Consider the following 22,320-nt stretch of genomic DNA (forward strand, 5'->3'; position numbering starts at 1 on the left):
CACCGGAGTTCTTCCGGTTTTGACATGCGCATGTTGTCCCACGGGAGGGAAGGCCGACAAGGGGCGAAAACAAGCCGCCGGGCAGGCAGGGACCTTCCCCGCCCCGGCGCGCAGGCGCCCCCCTAGGCCGCGGCCGCCTCCCGTGCGTACGTGGCCGCCTGAAGGAGGCTCAGGCCCGGCTCCGCCCGCCGGAGTGCCTTGATCGCGGCCACGGAGTCGGCCGGACCCTCGTACCCGGCCGCCGCGAGACGCTGCCTCACCCACCGGGCGCGCAGCTCCGCGTCCGGGACCGCTTCCGCCTCGGCGGCGAGCGCCAGGGCCCGTTCCAGGCCGGGGCGCTCCGCGTCGGGAGCGGTGGCGAGCGCCCGGCGGAGCCGTTCGGCGATCTCCCGCGCGTCCCGCAGCACGAGCACGGCCGTATCCTGCTTCGTCTGCCTCCCGAAACCGGTCATGCGGAGAGCCTGCCCCCGAACTCCTTTGCCCGCACGGGATTTGAGGTACATCTGAGTGATCTGCGTAGGGTCGGGGCATGACACTCGACCTCGACGCCTACTTCGCCCGCATCGGCTGGTCCGGGGAGCGCCGCCCCACAGTGGAGGTGCTGCGGTCCGTGCACCGCGCCCACATGCTGGGCATCCCGTTCGAGAATCTGGAACCGGTACTCGGCAGCGCGCCCTCGCTCGCGCTTCCGGACCTGGAGGAGAAGCTCGTCCGCAGTGAACGCGGCGGATACTGCTACGAGCACAACACCCTGCTCGCAGCCGTCCTGACCCAGCTCGGATTCCGGGTGACGCTGCTGACGGCGCGGGTGGTCCTGGGGGCCGCCCCGGGTGACGTCCGGCCCCGTACCCACATGCTGATGCGGGTGGAGGCCGAGGACGGGCCCACCCCCTTCCTCGCCGACGTCGGTTTCGGCGCGAACGGGGCGCTGCTGGAGCCGATCCCGCTCGTGGAGGACGCCGAACTGCTCGACACCCCCCGCCGCCACCGGCTGGTCCATGCCCCGCACGACGGCCCGCTGGAGATGTGGGAACTGCAGACGGACAAGGGCGGCTACTGGGAACCGCAGTACGAGTTCACACTGGAGCCGTTCGAGACGCCGGACTACGACGTCATCAACTGGCACATCGCGACGAACCCGCGCTCGCCCTTCCAGCAGGCCGTCTACGCCCAGCGCACCCTGCCGGGCCGCCACCTGGCCCTGTCCGGGCGGACGCTCGTGGAGACGGCCGACGACGGCACGGTCACCGAGCGGGAGCTGAGCGGCCAGGACGAGGTGCTGCGCGTCCTGGCCGAGGACTTCGGCGTACGGCTCCCCGAGGGGACCGTCCTGCCCGGCTGAGCGGCCGGGCAGCCGGCGCCGCCCGCCCCGCGCGAGGGCGGCGCCGGGGACCCCCTGTGGCGCGCCCGCGTGGCGCATCTCACCCGCCCCCCGCGCCGGGCCCGCATTCCAAGCCGCGGCGCCGCCCCGACCGGCCGATCCACGGTCGCCGGCCGGGGCGGCATGCCGATGGAAGACCCGGTGCGCCACCGCGGCCCCCCGGAGGGAGCAACCGGTGCGCAAACCGGGAGCAGGGCGCGAAACACGGTCGTAAGCTCGCTGGCATGCAGGTGATCCAGTCCACGAAGCTCTCCGGCGTCTGTTACGAAATCCGCGGCCCCGTGCTCGAGGAAGCGATGCGGCTCGAAGCGGCAGGCCATCGCATCCTCAAGCTCAACACGGGCAACCCGGCGGCGTTCGGGTTCGAGTGCCCGCCGGAGATCCTCGAGGACATCCTGCGCAACCTCTCGGGGGCTCACGGCTACGGCGACGCGAAGGGCCTGCTGTCCGCGCGCCGGGCGGTGATGCAGCACTACCAGACCAAGGGCATCGACCTCGACGTCGAGGACATCTATCTGGGCAACGGTGTGTCCGAGCTCATCCAGATGTCGATGCAGGCGCTGCTGGACGACGGCGACGAGGTGCTCGTCCCGGCCCCGGACTACCCGCTGTGGACGGCCTCGGTCTCGCTCGCGGGCGGCACGGCCGTGCACTACCGGTGCGACGAGCAGTCCGACTGGATGCCCGACCTCGCGGACATCGAGCGGAAGATCACCGACCGCACCAAGGCGCTCGTGATCATCAATCCGAACAACCCCACCGGCGCGGTGTACGACGACGAGATGCTGCGCGGGCTGACGGAGATCGCCCGGCGCCACAACCTGGTCGTCTGCTCCGACGAGATCTACGACCGGATCCTGTACGACGGCGCGACCCACACCCCGACGGCGGCGATCGCCCCCGACCTGATGGTGCTCACCTTCAACGGACTGTCCAAGAACTACCGGATCGCGGGGTACCGCTCCGGCTGGATGGCCGTCTGCGGCCCGAAGGCGCACGCCTCCTCGTACATCGAGGGCCTGACGGTCCTGGCCAACATGCGCCTGTGCGCCAACATGCCGGCGCAGCACGCGGTGGCCACCGCGCTCGGCGGCCGCCAGTCGATCAACGAACTGGTGCTGCCGGGTGGCCGGATCCTGGAGCAGCGGGACGTGGCGTACGACCTGCTGACGCGGATCCCGGGCGTGACCTGTGTGAAGCCGAAGGGGGCGCTGTACCTCTTCCCCAGGCTCGATCCCAAGGTCTTCAAGATCAAGGACGACCGGCAGATGGTCCTCGACCTGCTGCGGGCGGAGAAGATCATGGTGGTGCAGGGCACGGGCTTCAACTGGCCCGACCCGGATCACTTCCGGGTGGTCACGCTGCCTCCCGTCCAGGATCTGTCGGACGCCGTGACGCGTATCGGCAACTTCCTCGACGGTTACAGCCAGCCGTAGATCCCCTTCTCCTCGGATCTCACACAACTTTAGACTGAATCCAAGTTAGGATGGGCCTACTGCACCACCAGGAGGCCATCCATGTACGAGCCGATCCGAACCAAATCGGTCCACTCACCGGCCGACGACGCCGGATTTCCCCACCGCACGCGCGAGGAGGAGCTGGACATCCAGCTCGCGGGTCACCTGGCCGCACTCCTCGCGGTCACCGACGAGCTGGACCTCGCGCTCATGGGCGACCGCATCGCCGAGCAGGTGGCCCGGCTCCGCGGCGCCCCGCCCGCCCGGCACGCCGGACGCAGTGGCGCGCCCCTCGCGGCTCTGCACAGCCGGGCACACGCGCTCGCAGGCCGGGCGCTCGTCGTGGCGGCGTCCCGCGCCGACACGGCCGTCGCGATCCTCGCCGCCGAGGCCATGGACGCGCACACCGCCGCCCTGTCCGTCCTCACCGCGCCGGCCGCCCTGGTCGGCACCCCCTGACGGCCCCGGTCCACGGGTCGGGAAGACGCGTGGACCGGGTGCCACGCACGACGGCGCCGCACGTTCGGCCCGCGCGCCTTCCCCGGTGGCCTCCGGGAGCAGAGGGCGGCACCCGGAGTCACGAGTGGACTCCGGGTGCCGTACCGCGGCGGACCCCCGGCCCCCGCAGGTCAGGGCGGGATGCCGGGGGACCCCGCCGCGGGGTCCGAAGGGTGATCAGCCCAGACGCCGCACCAGCGCGCGGTACTCGTCCCACAACTCCTTGGGTGTGTGGTCACCGAAGGTGTTGAGGTGCTCGGGGATCAGCGCGGCCTCCTCGCGCCAGACCTCCTTGTCGACGTTCAGCAGGAAGTCGAGATCCGGCTCGGAGAGGTCCAGGCCCTCGGTGTCCAGGGAGCCCTTGGCCGGCAGGATGCCGATCGGCGTCTCGACACCCTCGGCGGTGCCCTCCAGACGCTCGACGATCCACTTGAGGACGCGGCTGTTCTCGCCGAAGCCGGGCCACACGAACTTCCCCGCCTCGTTCTTGCGGAACCAGTTCACGTAGTAGATCTTCGGGAGCTTGGACTGGTCCGCCTTGTCGGCGCCGACCTCGATCCAGTGCTTCATGTAGTCGCCCATGTTGTAGCCGCAGAACGGCAGCATGGCGAACGGGTCGCGGCGCAGCTCCCCGACCTTGCCCTCGGCGGCGGCGGTCTTCTCGGAGGCGACGTTGGCCCCGAGGAACACGCCGTGCTGCCAGGTGAAGGACTCGGTGACCAGCGGGACGGCGGAGGCTCGGCGGCCGCCGAAGAGGATCGCCGAGATCGGCACACCCTTCGGGTCCTCCCACTCCGGCGCGATGATCGGGCACTGCCCGGCCGGGACGGTGAAGCGGGCGTTCGGGTGGGCGGCGGGCGTGCCGGACTCCGGGGTCCAGTCGTTGCCCTTCCAGTCCGTGAGGTGCGCGGGAAGTTCCTCGGTCATGCCCTCCCACCAGACGTCGCCGTCGTCGGTGAGCGCGACGTTGGTGAAGACGGAGTTGCCCCACATGGTCTTCATGGCGTTGGCGTTGGTGTGCTCGCCGGTGCCGGGCGCGACACCGAAGAAGCCGGCCTCGGGGTTGATCGCGTACAGCTGGCCGTCCTCGCCGAAGCGCATCCAGGCGATGTCGTCGCCGATGGTCTCCACGGTCCAGCCGGAGATCGTGGGCTCCAGCATGGCGAGGTTGGTCTTGCCGCAGGCGCTGGGGAACGCGGCGGCAACGTACCGGCTCTCCCCGCGCGGCGGCGTGAGCTTGAGGATCAGCATGTGCTCGGCGAGCCAGCCCTCGTCCCGGGCCATGACGGACGCGATGCGCAGCGCGTAGCACTTCTTGCCCAGCAGGGCGTTGCCGCCGTAGCCGGAGCCGAAGGACCAGATCTCGCGGTCCTCGGGGAAGTGCGAGATGTACTTGGTGGAGTTGCAGGGCCACGGCACGTCCGCCTCACCGGCGGCCAGGGGGGCGCCGAGGGTGTGGACGGCCTTGACGAAGAAGCCGTCGGTGCCCAGCTCGTCGAGGACCTCCTGGCCCATGCGCGTCATGGTGCGCATCGACACGGCGACGTAGGCGGAGTCGGTGATCTCGACGCCGATCGCGGACAGCGGGGAGCCGACGGGGCCCATGCAGAAGGGGACGACGTACATCGTGCGACCGCGCATGGAGCCGCGGAAGACGCCGTTCTCGCCGGCGAAGATCTCCCGCATCTCGGCGGGCGCCTTCCAGTGGTTGGTCGGGCCGGCGTCCTCCTCCTTCTCGGAGCAGATGAAGGTGCGGTCCTCGACGCGCGCCACATCGGTCGGGTCGGAGGCCGCGTAGTACGAGTTGGGGCGCTTGACCGGGTCGAGAGCGGTGAAGGTGCCCTTGGCGACGAGCTCTCCGCACAGGCGCTCGTACTCGGCCTCGGAACCGTCGCACCAGACCACACGGTCGGGCTCGGTCAGGGCAGCGATCTCGTCTACCCAGGAGGCGAGCTCCTGGTGCCGGGTGGGAACAGTGAGGGGAGCCGCGATGTCGCGCGCCACGATCGCTCCTAGTCAGAGGGTGTGTTGTCAGGCCCCGTGGGGGCTGCGACCCGGATGCTGACCCCGCCGATCCCCCTGGCGCTCATCCGGTGCCGACCGCACTCATTTGATCATCCGACCATCCCGCCCATATGTCCAGAGGGCCGCACACGTGAGCATCGCCACTCGGATCGGAAACCTACGGAAGCGTAGGTAGCATGCGGACATGACTTCTGCCGCGTCCGGACCTGTCGAGCTCACCGACCCCGTCCCCGTGAAACCACGGATGCGCGGCTGGCTGCACGCGGGCATGTTCCCGGCTGTACTCATCGCGGGCATCACACTGATCGCCCTGGCCGACAGCACCCGCGCGCGGGTGGCCTGCGCGGTGTACATAGCCAGCGCCTGCCTGCTCTTCGGCGTGAGCGCGATCTATCACCGGGGCACCTGGGGCCCGCGCGGCGAGGCGGTGCTGCGGCGGCTCGACCACGCCAACATCTTCCTGATCATCGCGGGCACCTACACCCCGCTGACGCTCCTGCTGCTGCCCGACTCCACCGGCCGGCCGCTCATGTGGGCGGTCTGGGGGGCGGCGGCGGCCGGAATAGCCTTCCGCGTGTTCTGGGTCGGCGCCCCGCGCTGGCTCTACACCCCGTGCTACATCGCCATGGGCTGGGCCGCGGTGTTCTTCCTGCCGGACTTCATGCGCACCGGCGGCATCGCGGTGCTGGTCCTCGTCGTCGTCGGCGGACTGCTCTACAGCGCGGGCGGCGTCATCTACGGCATCAAGCGGCCGAACCCGTCGCCCCGTTGGTTCGGCTTCCACGAGGTGTTCCACTCGCTGACCCTGGCGGCGTTCGTCGTGCACTACGTCGGCATCTCGCTGGTCGCCTACCAGCACAGCTGAGCGGTCTCCCCGTACGGCGAGGGGCCCGGCCACGCGAACCTGAGCTCGCGGCCGGGCCCTTCGTCGTAGCCCCGTCAGCCGCCGAGCTTCGCGGCCAGCTCGGTCGCGTCCGTGGTCGGCGCGTCGCAGACGAAGTGGCGGCAGACGTACGCCGTCGGCGCACCGCCCACCAGCGGCCGGTCCACCAGCAGGGGGAACTCGGCGGCCCCGTCGGGCACCACGCCCGCCGCGACGACCGCGCCGGGTGCCCGCCCCAGCAGCGCCGTGCGGTGCAGCTCGCCGGCGACGGGGCCGGCCACCGCCACCTCGCGCGGACCGTCCAGCAGCGCCTCGGCGACGGCGAGCCCCCACCCGATGAACCGGGGCGCCTTGGGACCGAGCGCCCCGACGACGCCCAGCGCGCCCTCCGCGGCCGTGCGGTGCGCCTCGGAGCCGGTGTGCGCCGCGTACGAGAGCATCGCGCCGGCCGCGGCCGTCCAGCCCGCAGGGGTGGCGCTGTCGGTGGGGTCCTGCGGGCGCCGGATCAGCCGCTCGGCGTCGTCCGCGGTGTCGAAGAGCTGGCCGCCCTCGCCCGTGAAGCGCTCCAGCACGATGTCGAGCAGGAAGCCGGCGAACTCCAGCCAGGCGCCCTCGCCGGTGACCGAGGCGAGCGCGAGGAAGCCCTCCGCGACGTCGCCGTAGTCCTCCAGGACCCCGGCGTTGTCCCCCGCGCGGCCGTCCTTCGACGTACGGCAGAGCCGGGCGGCGTCTCCCATGTGCACCCGCACCAGCAGATCGGCGGCCTCGGTGGCCCGCTCGACCAGGTCCGGGCGGTCGAAGTAGGCACCCGTCTCGGCGAGCGCGGCGACCGCCAGTCCGTTCCAGGCGGCGACGATCTTGTCGTCGCGCTCGGGGCGGGGCCGCAGTTCGCGCGCGGCCAGCAGCCGGGCCCGTACGCCGGCGACCCGCTCGGTCTCGGCGTGCTCCGCCTCACCGGTGCGCGCGAGCCGCAGGACCGAGGAGCCCTCCTCGAAGGTGCCCTCGTCGGTCACCCCGAAGTACCCGGCGGCGAAGGCGGCGTCCTCCTCACCCAGCACCTCGCGCAGCTGCGCGGGCGTCCACACGTAGAAGGCGCCCTCGACGTGCCGGCCCTGCGCGTCCTCGCTGTCGGCGTCGAGCGCGGAGGCGAATCCGCCCTCGGCGGTCCGCAGCTCGCGGACCATGAAGTCGGCGGTCTCCAGGGCCACCCGGCGGGCCAGGTCCGATCCGGTGGCCCGCCACAGGTGGGCGTAGACGCGGCACAGCAGGGCGTTGTCGTAGAGCATCTTCTCGAAGTGCGGCACGACCCACTCCCGGTCCACCGAGTAGCGGGCGAAACCGCCGCCGAGCTGGTCGTAGATCCCGCCGCGTGCCATGGCGGCGCAGCTGTCGGCGGCCATCTGCAGCGCGCCCTCGGCGCCGGTGCGGGCGTGATGGCGCAGCAGGAACTCGACGACCATGGCCGGCGGGAACTTGGGCGCGCCGCCGAAGCCGCCGTGCTTCTCGTCGTAGTCCCGGGTCAGCCGCAGCAGCGCCTGGGCGAGTTCCGCCTCACCGGGCGGGCCGGCACCCTCCGGGGTCAGTGAGCGGCCCGCCAGGTCGCTCACGATCCGCCCGGCCACCTCGGCGACCTCGTCCCGCCGGTCGGTCCAGGCGGCCACCACCCCTTCGAGGACCTGGTGGAAGGAGGGCATGCCGTGGCGGGGCTCGGGCGGGAAGTACGTCCCGAAGTAGAAGGGTTCGGCGTCCGGGGTCAGGAAGACGGTCATCGGCCAGCCGCCCTGGCCGGTCGCGGCCTGTACGGCCTCCATGTAGACGGCGTCGACGTCGGGGCGCTCCTCGCGGTCGACCTTGACCGGCACGAAGTTGGCGTTGAGGTAGGCCGCGAGGGTGTCGTCCTCGAAGGACTCGTGGGCCATCACGTGGCACCAGTGACAGCTGGCGTAGCCGACGCTGAGCAGCACGGGAACACCTCGCCCCCGGGCCTCCTCGAAAGCCTCGGGCGACCACGGCCACCAGTCGACGGGATTGTCGGCGTGCTGGAGGAGGTACGGGGACGTGGTCTGCGCGAGTCGGTTGGCCATGGCCCAATCCTCGCGCACCCGGATCCCCCGGCGCTTGACCGCCTCGCTCTCTCGCGCTGACGCACGTTCGCGGGGAACCGGGTGCGCACGACAACGGGTCGGGGCGAGGCCGCGAGAACCCGGTGTCGCATGCGGGACGGCCATCGGGGCGAATCCGAAAGGCTGTTGGGGTGCGCGGGAGAACACGGACCCGCGAAGGTGCCGGCTGCTTGCCGCGATGGATTTGATGGACATCCTTGCATAGTCAAATGATGATCTTCCGTTCATCCAGCCGTAGCCGGATTGTCGTGGAATGAGCCAGTCGACGGGCGCCCCTCCTTGGACCGCCCGCCGCCACCGGTCTCCGGACCCCCCGGCGCGCCCGGTCGGCCGTCGGGCTGATCGGTGGGCCTCTGACGTCATGCCGCACCGGCTGACCGCTGTTAGGACAGATCGCGGACTCCCCGCGCCGATAAAGCTGGCAGACCTTCATGAGAATCAGTACTTGGTCCATCCGCGGAAAACTGACCGCACTGCTGTTGCTTCCCCTGGTGTCGCTGGCAGCGCTGTGGACGTACGCCGCCGATCTCTCGCTCGGCAACGCCCTCACGCTGGCGCACGAGAACACCATCGGCAACCACCTCGCCCGTCCGGTCGGACAGGTCGTCATAGCCCTGCAGAGCGAGCGCCGCTACGCCATGGTGGCCGCGGCGGCACCGGCCACCGAACGCTCGGGACTCCTCAGAAGCCGGGCCGTCACCGATGCCGCGGTCAAGGTCTTCCTCGCCGAGGCACACGATGACGACGTCCGGTCCGACGAGAACGCCCGGGTACGCCGGGGGGTCGACGCCGCGGAGAAGGCTCTGGGCGGACTCGGCGCGTTGCGCCAGGGCATGGACGCGAAGGAACTGACGAGCAGCCAGATCTTCCTCGCCTACAACTCGGCCAATGCCACGATCGCCGAGGCGCTGCACGCCATGACCATCCTCCCGGACGAGAGCGCCCAGGACTTCGGCCAGGCGCTGTACACCATCGTTCCCGCCGGCGATCTGCTCGCCCAGGAGGACGCCCTGGTCTCCGCTGCCGCGGCCGGCGGGGCCGGGCACGAGGAGGGCCACGCCCCGCAGACCCGGAATGCCGGGCTCCGGCCCGATGTCTACAGCGTGCTGGTACAGAACATCGGCGCCCAGCGTCACCTCTTCGCCCAGGCCATGGCCAAGCTTCCCGCCCCCCAGCGGGCGCCCTTCCTGAAACTGGCCGCACCGGGCGGCTCGCTCGCGGAAGTGACGGCCATGGAGGAGCAGTTGATCGCCGCCGGCCCGGGGGCTCGCACCCTGCCCTTCCCCATCAAGCGATGGCGGGCCGCCTACGACGCTCAGCAGAGGGAGACCAGCGATCTGGCTCTGAAGGACATCTCGGTCGTCTTCGATCTCACCGGGCCCCCCGCGCGCAGTGCCTTCGTCAAGCTGATCCTGGCCGGGGCCCTCGGCCTGGTCGCCCTGGTCGCCTCGATCATCATGTCGGTGCGTATCTCCCGGTCGCTCGTCAGCGACGTCGCACACCTGCGCGCCTCGGCCCGCAACCTCACCGACGACCAACTGCGTGACGCGGTGGGCCGCCTGCGCCGGGGCGAGACGGTCGACGTGCGGGCGGACATGGAGAAGCCCGTCTTCGTCAACCGCGAGATGGCCGAGCTGGGCGCATCCTTCCACGCACTGCAGCTCACCGCCGTGGAGCTCGCCCAGGAGGACATCCGCCTCCACCGCGGCATCAGCGACGCGTTCCTCAACCTGGCCCGCCGCAGCCAGGCCCTCGTCCACCGCCAGCTCAGCCTGCTGGACGCGATGGAACGCCGGGAGGAGGACCCGGCGGCGCTGGAGAAACTCTTCCGCCTGGACCAGCTGGCCACGCGCATGCGGCGCTACGCCGAGGGCCTGATCATCATCTCCGGCGCGCCTCCCGGGCGCTTCTGGCACCACCCGGTGCCGGCCGTGGACGTCGTACGCGGTGCGGTGGCGGAGACCGAGCAGTACACACGTGTCGTGGTGCTGCCCGTGCCCGCCGTCGGTGTGGCCGGCCGGGCCGCGGCCGACGTCATCCACCTGCTCGCCGAACTCGTCGAGAACGCCGAGTCGTTCTCGCCCGCCGACAGCCAGGTCCGGGTGAGCGTGGGCACCGGGGCCAGCGGTCTGATCGTCGAGATCGACGACCGGGGCCTGGGCATGCCGGCCGAGGACCTGGAGGCCGCCAACGCGCGCATCACCTCCTTCCTGGACGTCAGCGCCCTGGACAGCACCCGGCTCGGCCTGGTGACCGTGGGCCGCCTGGCACAGCGGCACGACATCGCGGTCTCGCTGCGCTCCTCGCCGTACGGCGGCGTGACGGCAGTCGTTCTCATCCCGCACGCGCTGCTGGAATGGGATCTGCCCGCGACGCCGGACCCCGTGCGCAATGCCGCGGGACACGTGCTCACACCCCCGCACTACGACGCCCAGGACCAGGACGGCTACAGCGAGCCGCTTCGGTCCGCCCTTCCCACCGGGACAGCGGGCACGGCCGTGGGCCCCTACCCCGGACTCACCCCGGGCGACTTCGCGACTCACGCACCGGTGCACGCCGAGGCAGGCACCGGCGCGGCGGACAGGGCCCTCACGACGAGAGCCCCCGACAGCTCGTGGTCAGCCCCCGCCGCGCCCCCGCCGGTGTTCACCGAACACGGTGGATTCCCGCAGAGCGGCCCGGTCGACGAACCCGGCATGATCGACGGACTCCCCCGCCGTGTACCGCAGGCCAGCCTGGTGGAGGAACTGCGGCAGGAAGAGCCCACGCTCGGCAGCGTCAAGCTGATGGACTGGGCGGCGCGCGGTGATACCGCCCGGGGCCCCGTCACACCGCCCGCCTGGACGCAACGGGCTCCGGCCGACGGCATGGCCGTGGAACCCGGGCATCGGACGGCCGACGTCGGGCACCCGCCCACCCCTCTCGGGAACGCTCTTCCCGCACATGCGCCCGGCGGTGCGGTGACACGTCCCGATCAGGTCCGCTCGATCATGACAGCTCTGCAGGCGGGCGCGGCACGCGCACGCCTCGGCACCCGCACCACCGGGCAGGTGCCGGGCACTCACCTCGACCATCACATCAACCAAGGTAGGGACAACGGCCGATGACACAGCCACCCGTCTTCGAGACGACTGTGAGCGTGGGATGGCTCCTGGAGGACATGGTGCGGCGCGTGCCGGAGATCGGCCACGCGGTCCTGCTGTCGACCGACGGCCTGCTGCTGGCCGCTTCCGGCGACCTCCAGCACGAGCAGGCGGAGCGGATGTCGGCGGTCGCCTCGGGCTTCCACAGCCTGGCCAAGGGCGCCGGACGCCACTTCGGCGGGGGCGCGGTGCGCCAGACCATGGTGGAGATGGAGGCGGGCTTCCTCTTCGTGTGCGCGGCGGGCGACAACACCTGTCTCACCGTGCTCTCTCCGGACGGCGCCGACATCGGCGTGGTGGCGTACGAGATGGCCATGCTCGTCAAGCGCCTCGGCCAGCACCTCGCGGTCGGCGGACGGTACGACCAGGCGCCGGGTCCCCGGCCGGCACAGTGATCCCAGTGGAATGGGTGGACGACGCGGCCGGTCCGGTCGTCCGCCCCTACGCCATGGTGCGCGGCCGGACACGGGCGCAACACCACGTGCTGGACCTCGTGGCGTTCGTGGTCACGGTGGTCGACAGGGTCCGGGGGTGGCTGGAGATGGAACCCGAGCACGCCGCCATCCTCGCGCTCTGCCGGCGGCCCCTGTCCGTCACCGAAGTGGCCGCCTCGCTGGACCTGCCCGTGGGGGTGATCCGGGTTCTGCTCGGAGACCTCCTCGACATGAAGGCCATACGGATCCGGGAGCCGGCACATCCGCATGAGCGTCCCAGTCCGGATCTCATACGGGAGGTGCTCGATGGGCTCCGAGCCCTCTAGAACAGGCGGCCCCCGGCTCGGGGCACGGTATCGAAGGAGGAATCGAAAGGTATGACGGCTATGCCAGGACACTCGTCCGAGGTGGCTGCGGCCTGGGCTCACGACAGCCTGCCCCAGGCGGTGAAGATCTTGATCGCCGGCGGTTTCGGATCGGGAAAGACCACCCTCGTCGGCGCGATCAGCGAGATCCTGCCCTTCCACACCGAGGAGAACCTCACCCTGTCGGGTGTCGGCGTCGACGACACCGCGGGCGTGGAGCAGAAGAGCACCACGACGGTCGCCATGGACTTCGGCAAGCTGACCCTGAACGACCGGCTCGCGGTGTTCCTGTTCGGCACACCCGGCCAGGACCGGTTCTGGTTCATGTGGGACGAACTGGCCGCCGGCGCCCTGTGCGCCGTCGTCCTCGCCGACACCCGTCGCCTCGCCGCCTGCTTCCCGTCCGTCGACTACTTCGAACAGCGAGGCATCCCGTTCCTCGTGGCGGTCAACTGCTTCGAGGGCAGCCGTCGCTACCCCACGGAGACCGTGCGCACCGCGCTGGCCCTCGACGAGCGGATACCGGTCGTGCTGTGCGACGTACGGCAGCCCGATTCGGTCAAGTACGTATTGACCACCGCAGTCGAACACGTCCTCGCCGTCGCCTCGGCCTGAGGGTCCCCCGATGCCGTCCGGACCGGACGGCATGGCGGGTACGGCAGTCGCGGCCGATGGCCCGTCCGGGCGGGCGCCGCGGGGCAGGGTGACTGATGACCTTGTCAAGGTTCAGGTGAAGGGCGACGCCGGCTCGACTGGAAACACGGTGGTGGACCTTCGAAGGGGTGTCGCCGTCCGCCGGCGCGTCCTCGCGATGGCTGCCGCGATCTGGCACAACCACAGCCGGCCGGCCCCGGCCGCCTCGCTCTCTCGCGCTGACGCGCCGCGCGCAGGACACTGGGTGCCCGCGACAACCGGTCGGGGGAAGTCGCCGAGACCCTGGGGGGACGCATGCGGGACAGCCATCGGGCGGAAGCCGAAAGGCTGTTGGTACGTGCCGTGGAGGAGGAAGCGCGGCGGACGGGCGGGCGCACGGACTCGGGCGCGCTGCTGGCGCGTGCGCGGGGCGCGCTCGACACCATGGCGGCGGGCGCGGCCGAGGAGTACGCCGCGTACACCCGGGCACTCGACACGGCGGAGGCCGGCAAGCAGCCCCTGTCCGAACGGTTCAGCCGGGCGGCGCTGGGAACTCCGCTCATGGTGACGGGCGTTGCCGCCGCTGCGGCCTTCGGTGCGGACCTGGCGCTCGGCACCGCGGCCGGTCTGGCCGCGGGGGCGGGCGCCGTGGTGGCCGTCGCGGGGACGACGGCGACGGTGGCGAAGGTGACCGCGTCGCACTGGCCTGCCGCGCACCGCAGGGCCGGCGAGCTGAACCAGCCGGGCGGGACGGGACAACTGCGCCTGCAGTGGCTGACGGCGCTGGAGGTACGGGGCATCCGCCCGTACCTCGACCAGCAGCGCATGCTGACCGCCGCCGCCAGGCCGCAGAAGAAGCCCACCGCGTCCGTGGTGGCGCAGTTGCGCGGCGGGGACCGCAGTGCGGCCGCCCGGACCCGGTCCCTGCTCGAACAGTCCTTCGCCCAGCTGCCCGCCGTGGACGGCCCGTTCGCGGGACGCCGCGCCGAACTGGCTGAGATCGCCCGGTGGGTCCACGCCGCCCGTGCCGCCACGGAGACCAGACCGACCGTGGTGGTCCTGCACGGCGCCCCGGGCTCCGGGCGCACCACACTCGCTGTACGGGCCGCGCACGCGCTCAAGGACCAGTTCCGCGGGGCGTGCGTGGTGGACCTGCGCGGCGCCGTGGCCGGGGAGGCACCCCTGGCGACCCGGGACGCCCTGCTCCACCTCCTCAACCGGCTGGGCGCACCGCGCGAACAGCTCCTGTTCCGCGAGAGGACGTCCGCCGAGCAGCAGGTGCGGCGCCTGAGCGAGCTGTACCACCAGCACCTCACCGGCACCCCCGTCACGATCGTCCTGGACGACGCCACCGACGCCGCGCAGGTCCGCACCCTGCTGCCCGAACGCTCCGACAGCCTCGTCCTCGTCACCGCCCGCGAGCCCCTCGCCCTGCCCGACGACATCCCGGCGGGGGTGCACCATCTGCCCGTCGGCGCTCTGGACGCGGCCGGCTCCGAGGAACTCCTGCGCGAGTCCGCACAGGACGCGGAGGACGGCCCGTACGACTACCCGTCCACCGAGGCGGTCGTGGAGCTGTGCGGCGGCCTGCCGCTCGCCCTGCGCACAGCGGGTTCCTCGCTGGGGTCTCGGAACCGGGCCGAACTCGCCGCGGCCCTCGGCGCGTACGGTCCGGTCGCCCCCGTCGAGCGGGCCCTGTGGCTGCGCTACACGGACCAGCCCGAGAACGCCCGCCGGCTCCTGCGGCGGCTCGCGCTGGCCGGACGCGCCAGCCTCGGCGCGGCGGCCGCCGCGTCGCTCCTGTCGTCGGACGAGCAGGAGGCCGGCCGGCTGCTCGACTCCCTGGCCGGCGCCGGGCTCCTGGTCCATGTGCGGGGCGCGCGCTACCGGCTGCACGACCTCGTGCGGGACTTCGCCCTGGCGCGACTGCTCGACGAGGAACCGGCGGCGGACCGTACCGCCGCGCAGGAGCGCCTGATCCAGAACTACGCCGAGCTCGCCGACGCCGTGATCCGCATGGTGGACGGCAAGATGTCGACCCGCGCAGGCCAGTTCGGCTCGCACGGCTTCAGCTCGCTGGACGCGGCCCTGCGCTGGCTGGACGACGAGTCCAGCTTCATCACCTCGGCGCTGCGGCACGCGGAGGGTGTCGACCAGGCGGCCGTGCTCCACCTGCTGGGCGCCCTCTGCGACTACTGCCTGCTGCGCGGGGACCTCTACCGGCTCGGCGAGATCAGCGAACTGACGCAGGCCGTCGACCACGGGCTGCTGGAGCGGTCGGTCCAGTGGCGTACGGGCATCGCGGCCCGGCAGCTCGGCGAGCTCGACAAGGCGCGCACCACGCTGTCCTCGGTCGTCGGGCTCTACCGCGAGGCGCAGAACGACGCGGGCGCCGCCCTGGCCCTGTGCTCGCTCGGCATCACGCTGCACCACCAGGGCAATCTCGCGGAGGCCGCCGCCCGGCTGCGCGAGGCGCTGGCGCTGCAGGCCTCGCCCGAGCAGGCCGAGGACCGCGCCTGGACGCTGCACGCCCTGGCCGCCGTCGAACGCGACCGGGCCGATCTGCCCGAGGCCATGACCCTGCTGGACACCGCGCTCACCCTGCACCGCGAGGGCGAGTCGCTGCACGGTGAGGCGTGGTCCCACTTCCAGCTCGGCCAGGTCTGCCTGCGCCTGGGCGAGGTGGCCCGCGCCGAGGAGGAGCTGACCACCGCGCTCGACCTGTACGGCCGCACCCGGGACGAACGCGGGGAGGCCTGGGCGCTGACCCAGCTGGGACGCGCCCGGCTGATGGAGGACGAGCCGGCCCCGGCGGTGGAGCGGCTGCGGGGCGCACTCGCCCGGCACCGCGCCAACGAGGACGCCCGGGGCGAGGCGTGGACGCGCTACTACCTGGGGCAGGCCCTGGAGGAGGACGGCGCCACCGACCAGGCGGTACGGGAGCTGGAGCGCGCCCGCACGATGTTCTCCCGTATGCGGGACGTGTACGGCCTGGCGTGCGCCCGCCACCACTCCGGGCGGGTCACCCGTGACCAGCGGGCCGCGCAGACGGGCAACCTGCGCAACTCCGGCTTCGCCCGCCAGCTGCTGGCGGACGCCCGGGCCGACTTCCGCCGGATCGGGGTGCCCCACGGCGAGGCGTGGGCGTGCCTGGATCTGGCGCTGATCGACGGCGGCAACGACCGCGCGGCGCAGGCACTGGAGCTCTGCGGCGAGGCCGTCACCCTGTTCGCCTCGTACGGGGACGTCCGGGGCGGCGACTGGGCGGCGTTCCTGCGGTGCACGCTCCTGCCGTACGCCTCGCCGGGCGGCAGCGAGGTGGGCACGGCGGTGGCCCAGCAGGAACTGGCCGAGCTGACGGCAGCCGCGCACCCGCTGCGTGACGGCAGGCTGGAGAGCTGCGCGGAGGCGTTCCGGGTCGTCCTGAACCGCGGGATCGACCTGGACGACGGCTGGCAGGCCTGGCGTCTCGGCCTGACCCCGTCCCGGCACGCCCGTGAGGTGATGGGGGTGCCGGTGGGCGTGCGCCCTCAGGGCACCTCGTAAGGTCCGTGAGGCCCGTGGGCGGGCGCCCACGGGAGCCGGCCGGGCAGGGCCGTCCGCGGCCCCGCCCGGTCAGCCCTTGACGGCTGCGCTCTTCTTGCGAGCGGTCACCGGCTCGGCCGCCGGGTCGGGGGCCTCCTCGAAGTCGACCTTGCCCATGTGGCGGTTCATCGACTTCATCAGGAGCCACACCCCCACGGCGAGCGCCGCGAAGACGAGGAAGCCGAGGACGCCGGGAGTCACCTTGTTCTTGTCGAGCTCGTCGGCGGCGAACGGAACGAGCTGTGTCAGTGCCTGGGTCGCGTACATATCAGGCATTGTCGCGGATGCCCGCGAAGAGGTCGCTCTCGGGGAGGGATGTGTCGACCAGCGACTTGGCGAGCTCGTACTCCTCGGTCGGCCAGATCTCCTTCTGGACGTCCAGCGGGACCCGGAACCAGCCGCCGTCCGGATCGATCTGCGTGGCGTGCGCGAGCAGCGCCTTGTCGCGGATCTCGAAGAACTCGGCGCACGGGACGTACGTGGTCAGAGTGCGTTCGGCGCGCTCGAACTCCTTCATGCGCTCCAGCCACTCGCCGTACGGGGAATCCAGCCCGCGGGCGAGCAGACCCTCGTGCAGGGCGAGCGTGCGCGGCTTGTTGAAGCCCTGGTTGTAGTACAGCTTCTGCGGCTGCCAGGCCGGGCCGAACTCCGCCTCGGGGTACTTCTCGGTGTCCGCGGCCCCCTCGAAGGCGATCATCGAGATCGTGTGGGTCTTGATGTGGTCGGGGTGCGGGTACCCGCCGTTCTCGTCGTAGGTGGTGATCACCTGCGGCCGGAACGAACGGATCGTCGCGACGAGACGCTCCGCAGCCTTCTCGTCGTCCTCCAGCGCGAAGCAGCCCTCGGGCAGCGGCGGCAGCGGGTCGCCCTCGGGCAGCCCGGAGTCGACGAACCCGAGCCACTCCTGCCTGACGCCGAGGATCTCCCGGGCCTCGTCCATCTCCTTCTTGCGAACCTCGTGGATGTTCGCCTCGATGTACGTGTCCCCCTGGAGCTTCGGGTTCAGGATGGATCCCCGTTCGCCCCCTGTGCAGGTGACGACCAGGACGTCCGCCCCCTCGGACACGTACTTGGCCATCGTGGCCGCGCCCTTGCTCGACTCGTCGTCGGGGTGGGCGTGAACGGCCATCAGTCTCAGCTGCTCGGTCAAGACTCGGTCCTCAGTGATTGGTCTCGTTGGTCGGCTTCTATAGTGACTGAACCCGGGGGCGGAAAATTCCGTACAGGAGGAATGATCATGGCAGCGGTGCGCGAGGCCTTGCCCGAGGGGCGTTACGGCCGGTCCCCGGACCAGCGCGCGGACCGCAAGCTGAGGATCGTCGGTTCGGTGCTCGGTGCGGCGCTCCTCGCCATGATCGGCTGGTTCGGCTACGACTACGTCGCGGGCCAGGACATCAGCGCGGAGCTGATCAAGTCGAAGGTCGTCTCGGACGACCGGGCGGAGGCCCATCTCGAGGTCCGCAAGGAGCGGGACGCCGACGGCCACTGCACGCTGCGCGCGCTGAGCGAGGACGGCGCGGAGGTGGGGCGCGCGGACTTCCGCTTCGACGAGCGCTCCGACCGGATCGACAGGGTCCTCACCCTGCGCACCACCTCGCGGGCCACCGCCGTGGAGCTGCTGGCGTGCACCGCCGACAGCTGACGGCGCCGGAAGGCGCGCGCCGCCGCTGAGGCCCGCGCGCCCCTTCCGACCTGGGCGGACGCACGTGTGACGATTTACCTTCTCCCCCTTTTCGCGCGGAATTGTTAGGCTCGTTGTTTCGCCCACCCGTGGCAGCGCATGCTTGGGGTAGGGCGTTGCTTTGTATTCCCAGCACCGACGAGGAGCACCCTGTGACCCAGACCAGCGATAACGTCACCTGGCTCACGCCGGAGGCGTACAACCAGCTCAAGGCCGAGCTGGAGTACCTGTCTGGTCCCGCGCGCACGGAGATCTCCGTCAAGATCGCGGCGGCCCGTGAGGAGGGCGACCTCCGCGAGAACGGCGGCTATCACGCCGCCAAGGAGGAGCAGGGCAAGATGGAGCTCCGGGTCCGCCAGCTGACCCAGCTCCTGGAGCACGCGAAGGTCGGCGAGGCCCCTGCCGACGACGGCGTGGTGGAGCCCGGCATGGTCGTGACCATCGCCTTCGACGGCGACCCGGACGACACGGTCACCTTCCTGCTCGCCTCCCGCGAGTACGCGAGCACCGACATCGAGACCTACTCCCCGCAGTCCCCGCTGGGCACGGGTGTGAACGGCAAGCGGGTGGGCGACGACGCGGAGTACGAGCTCCCGAACGGCAAGAAGGCCGCGGTGAAGATCATCTCGGCGAAGCCGTACCAGGGCTGATCCCCACAGCACGCACGGAGCCCCGGCCGCCTGAGCGGCCGGGGCTCCGTCGTACGCGGGGTCAGGCGGTGGCCGAGCGGTACTTCCGGACCGCGAGGGTGCGGAAGACCACGACGATCAGGACCGACCAGAGCACCGACGCGAGGATCGGGTGCTGCATCGGCCATGCGTCGGGGGTGACGAAGCCCGGCGGCAGGTTGCCGAACAGCTCGCGGCAGGCCTGCACGGTGGCGCTGAAGGGGTTCCATTCGGCGATGTAGCGCAGGACCGTCGGCATCTGGTTGGCGTCCACGAAGGCGTTCGAGATGAACGTCAGCGGAAAGAGCCAGATCAGTCCGCCCGAGGTCGCCGCCTCCGGGGTGCGCACGACGAGTCCGATCAGCGCGCCGATCCAGGAGAACGCGTAGCCGAGCAGCAGGAGCAGCAGGAAGCCCAGCAGCACCTTGCCCAGGTTCTCGTGGGTCCGCCAGCCGATGATCAGCGCGACACCGGCGAGGACGACGAGGGTGAGCGCGGTCTGGACGAGGTCGGCGAGGGTACGTCCGGTGAGGACGGCGCCCCGGGCCATCGGCAGCGACCGGAAGCGGTCGATCAGCCCTTTGTGCATGTCGTCGGCGATGCCCGCACCGGCTCCGGCGGTGGCGAAGGTGACGGTCTGGGCGAAGATGCCGGCCATCAGGAACTCTTTGTAGTCGGTGGTGGAGATCGTGCTGCCGACCTTGATGGAGCCGCCGAACACGTAGGTGAAGAGCACCACGAACATGATGGGCTGCACCAGGCCGAAGATCACCATCTCGGGGATCCTGGCCATGCGGATCAGATTGCGCTTCGCGACGACGAGGGAGTCGGCGACGGACTGGCCGACCGCCCCCCGGGACTTGAGCGGCGTTACGGCTGGTGTGTCCGAGACGGTGGTCACTTGCCGGCCTCCTTCGGGCCCTGAGCGGCCTCGGTCGATGCGTCCTGGCCGTTCTTCTCCAGCTCGGCGGCGTGGCCGGTGAGCGAGATGAAGACGTCGTCGAGGGTGGGCCGGCGCAGGCCGATGTCGTCGATCTCCACGCCGTGGGTGTCGAGGTCACGGATGACCTCGGCGAGCAGTTTGGCGCCTCCGGTGACCGGCACGGTCAGCTTCCGGGTGTGTTCCGCGACGGAGATCTCACCCTTGCCGTAGGTGGCGAGCACCGAACGGGCGGGTTCGATCTGGTCGGCCTCGTGGACGACGACCTCGACGCGTTCACCGCCGGTGCGGGCCTTGAGCTCGTCGGAGGTGCCGCGCGCGATCACCTTGCCGTGGTCGATGACGCAGATGTTGTGGGCGAGGTGGTCGGCCTCCTCCAGGTACTGCGTGGTGAGCAGCAGCGTCGTGCCGCCCGCGACGAGCTCCTGGATGACCTCCCACAACTGCTGGCGGTTGCGCGGGTCGAGGCCCGTGGTGGGCTCGTCCATGAACATCACCGGCGGGGAGACCACGAGCGCCGCCGCGAGGTCGAGACGGCGCCGCATGCCTCCGGAGTACGTCTTCGCGGTGCGGTCGGCCGCGTCCGCGAGGTTGAACCGCTCCAGGAGCTCGACGGCCCGCTTCTTCGCGTCGCGGGCACTCATCTGGTAGAGCTGCCCGACCATCTGGAGGTTCTCGCGTCCCGTGAGGTACTCGTCGACGGCCGCGAACTGGCCGGAGAGGCCGATCGAACGGCGCACCCGGTCGGGGTGCTTGAGTACGTCGATACCGGCGACGACGGCCTGTCCGCTGTCCGGCTGGAGCAGGGTCGTCAGGACGCGGACGGCGGTCGTCTTGCCGGCGCCGTTGGGACCCAGCAGGCCCAGGACGGTACCTTCGGGCACGTCGAGATCGACTCCGCCCAGTGCTCGTACATCGCCGAAGGTCTTCACCAGTCCTTCGGCGTAAATGGCGCCTGGCATACGGGATTCCCCCAGTTGTTTCGGGTGCTTCGAGAGCAGATCCTAGAGACGTGGGTGCTCCCGCGGCGGGAGGACCGGACTGCTCGGCGGTGCACGTTAACGCGATACATCGCGACCGACAACCGGTTTACCGATTCTGTCCGGCAGCCCGTGCCGGAGCCCCGAGAATCCCTCAGGCCGACACCAGGAGGTACCCCGCGGCGCGCAGGGTGGAGGCGACCTCCTCGCAGTGCGCCGGCCCCTTGGTCTCCAGGTGCAGCTCCACCTCGGCCTCGGTGAGTCCGAGCCGCGGATCGGTCCGCACGTGGATCACGTCGAGGACGTTGGCGTCCGCCGCGGAGAGACTCGCGAGCAGCGTGGCGAGGGCGCCCGGGCGGTCGGTGAGCCGCAGTCGCAGGCTCAGGTAGCGGCCCGCGGCGGCCATGCCGTGGGTCAGGATGCGCTGCATCAGCAGGGGGTCCACGTTGCCGCCCGAGAGCACGGCGACGACCGGGCCCCGGAATGCCTCCGGATCGCTGAGCAGCGCCGCGACCGGGCTCGCCCCCGCGGGCTCGACGACCATCTTCGCGCGCTCCAGGCAGAGGAGCAGGGCGCTGGAGAGTTCGTCCTCCGAGACGGTGCGGACCTCGTCCACCAGCTCGCGGATCAGCGGGAACGTGAGGTCGCCGGGACGCCCCACCTTCATCCCGTCGGCCATGGTCTGCACCTGGCCGAGCGCCACCGGGTATCCGGCGGCCAGCGAGGGCGGGAAGGCGGCCGCGCCGGCCGCCTGGACGCCGACGATCCGGACGTCGGGGCGCAGCGCCTTGACGGCGACGGCGATGCCCGCCGCGAGGCCGCCTCCCCCGATGCCGACGAGGATCGTGCGGACCTCCGGGCACTGTTCGAGGATCTCCAGGCCGACCGTGCCCTGGCCCGCGATGATGTCCGGGTGGTCGAAGGGGTGGATGAAGACGGCGCCGGTCGCCTCGGCGTACTCCTGGGCGGCGGCGAGCGTCTCGTCGACGACCTGGCCGTGCAGCCGGACCTCGGCGCCGTACTCACGGGTGGCGGCGACCTTCGGCAGGGGTGCGCCGACGGGCATGAAGACCGTGGAACGTACGCCGAGGAGCGAGGACGCCAGTGCGACACCCTGCGCATGGTTTCCGGCACTGGCGGCCACTACTCCCGCCGCCCGCTCGACCGGTGTGAGGCCCGCGATCCGCACGTACGCGCCCCGGAGCTTGAACGAACCGGTCCGCTGCAGGTTCTCGCACTTGAGGTGGACCGGCGCCCCGACGAGAGCGGTCAGGTGCCGGCTGCCCTCCATCGCCGTCGTTCTGGCCACTCCGGACAGCATCTTCTGGGCTCCCCGGACGTCGTCGAGGATCAGAGGCGGGAAGGGGGCTGACGTACGGAAGGTCATGACGGCAAGTCTTGCAGCTCGGAGCGCTGGGAGCCGTCGCGTCCCATGGCGGCCTGAGGTGGTGTCCACAGGTTTGTGCAGCGCTGGTACACGTTGCCCCGTGGCCGCGTACTCTGTCCCCCACCCATCCGACACCG

At 71.3% G+C, this 22,320-nt stretch carries 19 protein-coding genes; 11 read left to right on the forward strand and 8 right to left on the reverse strand.

Annotated elements, in window-relative coordinates; genetic code table 11:
- Positions 1 to 122 precede the first annotated feature (122 nt).
- On the reverse strand, positions 123 to 452 hold the full coding sequence (locus OG206_RS12250) for a hypothetical protein (RefSeq protein WP_327115250.1): 330 nt from the start codon (positions 450 to 452) through the stop codon (positions 123 to 125).
- A gap of 77 nt (positions 453 to 529) precedes the next feature.
- On the opposite strand from OG206_RS12250, the gene OG206_RS12255 reads away from it, so the two are divergent.
- The 3 genes from OG206_RS12255 (at position 530) to OG206_RS12265 (ending at position 3,297) form a co-directional block, all read left to right on the forward strand.
- The gene (locus OG206_RS12255) at positions 530 to 1,342 is read left to right on the forward strand and encodes an arylamine N-acetyltransferase family protein (protein WP_327115252.1); all 813 of its coding nucleotides are present in this window, start codon (positions 530 to 532) and stop codon (positions 1,340 to 1,342) included.
- A 263-nt stretch (positions 1,343 to 1,605) separates the two neighbouring features.
- Entirely contained in the window at positions 1,606 to 2,817 is a 1,212-nt protein-coding gene (locus tag OG206_RS12260; protein ID WP_327115254.1) for a pyridoxal phosphate-dependent aminotransferase, read from the forward strand.
- Between the two features lie 81 nt (positions 2,818 to 2,898).
- Positions 2,899 to 3,297: an SCO4983 family protein gene (locus OG206_RS12265; RefSeq protein WP_327115256.1), complete on the forward strand. Its 399-nt coding sequence runs from the start codon at positions 2,899 to 2,901 to the stop codon at positions 3,295 to 3,297.
- A 216-nt stretch (positions 3,298 to 3,513) separates the two neighbouring features.
- Here OG206_RS12265 and OG206_RS12270 read toward each other — a convergent pair whose 3' ends face one another.
- Positions 3,514 to 5,340 (reverse strand): phosphoenolpyruvate carboxykinase (GTP), encoded by a 1,827-nt coding sequence (locus OG206_RS12270; protein ID WP_327115258.1) that lies wholly within the window; start codon positions 5,338 to 5,340, stop codon positions 3,514 to 3,516.
- Positions 5,341 to 5,545: 205 nt separating this feature from the next.
- On the opposite strand from OG206_RS12270, the gene trhA reads away from it, so the two are divergent.
- Positions 5,546 to 6,226, forward strand: coding sequence for a PAQR family membrane homeostasis protein TrhA (trhA, locus tag OG206_RS12275; protein WP_327115260.1), 681 nt, complete (start codon positions 5,546 to 5,548; stop codon positions 6,224 to 6,226).
- 74 nt (positions 6,227 to 6,300) lie between these two features.
- Here trhA and OG206_RS12280 read toward each other — a convergent pair whose 3' ends face one another.
- Positions 6,301 to 8,328 (reverse strand): thioredoxin domain-containing protein, encoded by a 2,028-nt coding sequence (locus OG206_RS12280; protein ID WP_327115262.1) that lies wholly within the window; start codon positions 8,326 to 8,328, stop codon positions 6,301 to 6,303.
- 470 nt (positions 8,329 to 8,798) lie between these two features.
- Between OG206_RS12280 and OG206_RS12285 the strand changes: the two genes are divergently transcribed.
- The 5 genes from OG206_RS12285 (at position 8,799) to OG206_RS12305 (ending at position 16,488) form a co-directional block, all read left to right on the forward strand.
- Positions 8,799 to 11,474 (forward strand): sensor histidine kinase, encoded by a 2,676-nt coding sequence (locus OG206_RS12285; protein ID WP_327115264.1) that lies wholly within the window; start codon positions 8,799 to 8,801, stop codon positions 11,472 to 11,474.
- A complete protein-coding gene (locus OG206_RS12290; RefSeq protein ID WP_327115266.1) occupies positions 11,471 to 11,905 on the forward strand; it encodes a roadblock/LC7 domain-containing protein in 435 nt (144 codons plus the stop codon). The genes OG206_RS12285 and OG206_RS12290 overlap by 4 nt, the downstream gene beginning before the upstream one ends.
- The gene (locus tag OG206_RS12295) at positions 11,905 to 12,270 is read left to right on the forward strand and encodes a DUF742 domain-containing protein (RefSeq protein ID WP_327122250.1); all 366 of its coding nucleotides are present in this window, start codon (positions 11,905 to 11,907) and stop codon (positions 12,268 to 12,270) included. The genes OG206_RS12290 and OG206_RS12295 overlap by 1 nt, the downstream gene beginning before the upstream one ends.
- 60 nt (positions 12,271 to 12,330) lie before the next feature.
- A complete protein-coding gene (locus OG206_RS12300; RefSeq protein ID WP_327115268.1) occupies positions 12,331 to 12,924 on the forward strand; it encodes a GTP-binding protein in 594 nt (197 codons plus the stop codon).
- Positions 12,925 to 13,257: 333 nt separating this feature from the next.
- Complete coding sequence (locus OG206_RS12305; protein WP_327115270.1) at positions 13,258 to 16,488, forward strand: tetratricopeptide repeat protein; 3,231 nt, start codon at positions 13,258 to 13,260, stop codon at positions 16,486 to 16,488.
- Between the two features lie 69 nt (positions 16,489 to 16,557).
- Here the strand turns inward: OG206_RS12305 and OG206_RS12310 are convergent, their stop codons facing one another.
- On the reverse strand, positions 16,558 to 16,794 hold the full coding sequence (locus OG206_RS12310) for a hypothetical protein (protein WP_327115272.1): 237 nt from the start codon (positions 16,792 to 16,794) through the stop codon (positions 16,558 to 16,560).
- A gap of 1 nt (position 16,795) precedes the next feature.
- Complete coding sequence (gene mca / locus OG206_RS12315) at positions 16,796 to 17,677, reverse strand: mycothiol conjugate amidase Mca (RefSeq protein ID WP_327115274.1); 882 nt, start codon at positions 17,675 to 17,677, stop codon at positions 16,796 to 16,798.
- Positions 17,678 to 17,764: 87 nt separating this feature from the next.
- On the opposite strand from mca, the gene OG206_RS12320 reads away from it, so the two are divergent.
- Both OG206_RS12320 and greA read left to right on the forward strand, forming a co-directional pair.
- Entirely contained in the window at positions 17,765 to 18,169 is a 405-nt protein-coding gene (locus OG206_RS12320) for a DUF4307 domain-containing protein (RefSeq protein WP_327115276.1), read from the forward strand.
- 191 nt (positions 18,170 to 18,360) lie between these two features.
- Positions 18,361 to 18,858, forward strand: coding sequence for a transcription elongation factor GreA (gene greA / locus OG206_RS12325; RefSeq protein WP_327115278.1), 498 nt, complete (start codon positions 18,361 to 18,363; stop codon positions 18,856 to 18,858).
- A 61-nt stretch (positions 18,859 to 18,919) separates the two neighbouring features.
- Here the strand turns inward: greA and OG206_RS12330 are convergent, their stop codons facing one another.
- The 3 genes from OG206_RS12330 to ilvA all read right to left on the reverse strand — a co-directional run bounded on the left by OG206_RS12330 (position 18,920) and on the right by ilvA (position 22,183).
- Positions 18,920 to 19,777, reverse strand: coding sequence for an ABC transporter permease (locus OG206_RS12330; RefSeq protein ID WP_327115280.1), 858 nt, complete (start codon positions 19,775 to 19,777; stop codon positions 18,920 to 18,922).
- The gene (locus OG206_RS12335; protein ID WP_327115282.1) at positions 19,774 to 20,778 is read right to left on the reverse strand and encodes an ATP-binding cassette domain-containing protein; all 1,005 of its coding nucleotides are present in this window, start codon (positions 20,776 to 20,778) and stop codon (positions 19,774 to 19,776) included. The genes OG206_RS12330 and OG206_RS12335 overlap by 4 nt, the downstream gene beginning before the upstream one ends.
- Before the next feature lie 172 nt (positions 20,779 to 20,950).
- The gene (ilvA, locus tag OG206_RS12340) at positions 20,951 to 22,183 is read right to left on the reverse strand and encodes a threonine ammonia-lyase (protein WP_327115284.1); all 1,233 of its coding nucleotides are present in this window, start codon (positions 22,181 to 22,183) and stop codon (positions 20,951 to 20,953) included.
- Between the last annotated feature and the right edge of the window lie 137 nt (positions 22,184 to 22,320).

Origin of the sequence: Streptomyces sp. NBC_01341 (assembly GCF_035946055.1) — a bacterium.
GTDB lineage: Bacteria > Actinomycetota > Actinomycetes > Streptomycetales > Streptomycetaceae > Streptomyces.

Coding starts and splice junctions, on each gene's coding strand:
- OG206_RS12250 (WP_327115250.1), bottom strand. CDS start 452: ATGACCGGTTTCGGGAGGCAGACGAAGCAGGATACGGCCGTGCTCGTG.
- OG206_RS12255 (WP_327115252.1), top strand. CDS start 530: ATGACACTCGACCTCGACGCCTACTTCGCCCGCATCGGCTGGTCCGGG.
- OG206_RS12260 (WP_327115254.1), top strand. CDS start 1,606: ATGCAGGTGATCCAGTCCACGAAGCTCTCCGGCGTCTGTTACGAAATC.
- OG206_RS12265 (WP_327115256.1), top strand. CDS start 2,899: ATGTACGAGCCGATCCGAACCAAATCGGTCCACTCACCGGCCGACGAC.
- trhA (WP_327115260.1), top strand. CDS start 5,546: ATGACTTCTGCCGCGTCCGGACCTGTCGAGCTCACCGACCCCGTCCCC.
- OG206_RS12280 (WP_327115262.1), bottom strand. CDS start 8,328: ATGGCCAACCGACTCGCGCAGACCACGTCCCCGTACCTCCTCCAGCAC.
- OG206_RS12285 (WP_327115264.1), top strand. CDS start 8,799: ATGAGAATCAGTACTTGGTCCATCCGCGGAAAACTGACCGCACTGCTG.
- OG206_RS12290 (WP_327115266.1), top strand. CDS start 11,471: ATGACACAGCCACCCGTCTTCGAGACGACTGTGAGCGTGGGATGGCTC.
- OG206_RS12300 (WP_327115268.1), top strand. CDS start 12,331: ATGCCAGGACACTCGTCCGAGGTGGCTGCGGCCTGGGCTCACGACAGC.
- OG206_RS12305 (WP_327115270.1), top strand. CDS start 13,258: ATGCGGGACAGCCATCGGGCGGAAGCCGAAAGGCTGTTGGTACGTGCC.
- OG206_RS12310 (WP_327115272.1), bottom strand. CDS start 16,794: ATGTACGCGACCCAGGCACTGACACAGCTCGTTCCGTTCGCCGCCGAC.
- OG206_RS12320 (WP_327115276.1), top strand. CDS start 17,765: ATGGCAGCGGTGCGCGAGGCCTTGCCCGAGGGGCGTTACGGCCGGTCC.
- OG206_RS12335 (WP_327115282.1), bottom strand. CDS start 20,778: ATGCCAGGCGCCATTTACGCCGAAGGACTGGTGAAGACCTTCGGCGAT.
- ilvA (WP_327115284.1), bottom strand. CDS start 22,183: ATGACCTTCCGTACGTCAGCCCCCTTCCCGCCTCTGATCCTCGACGAC.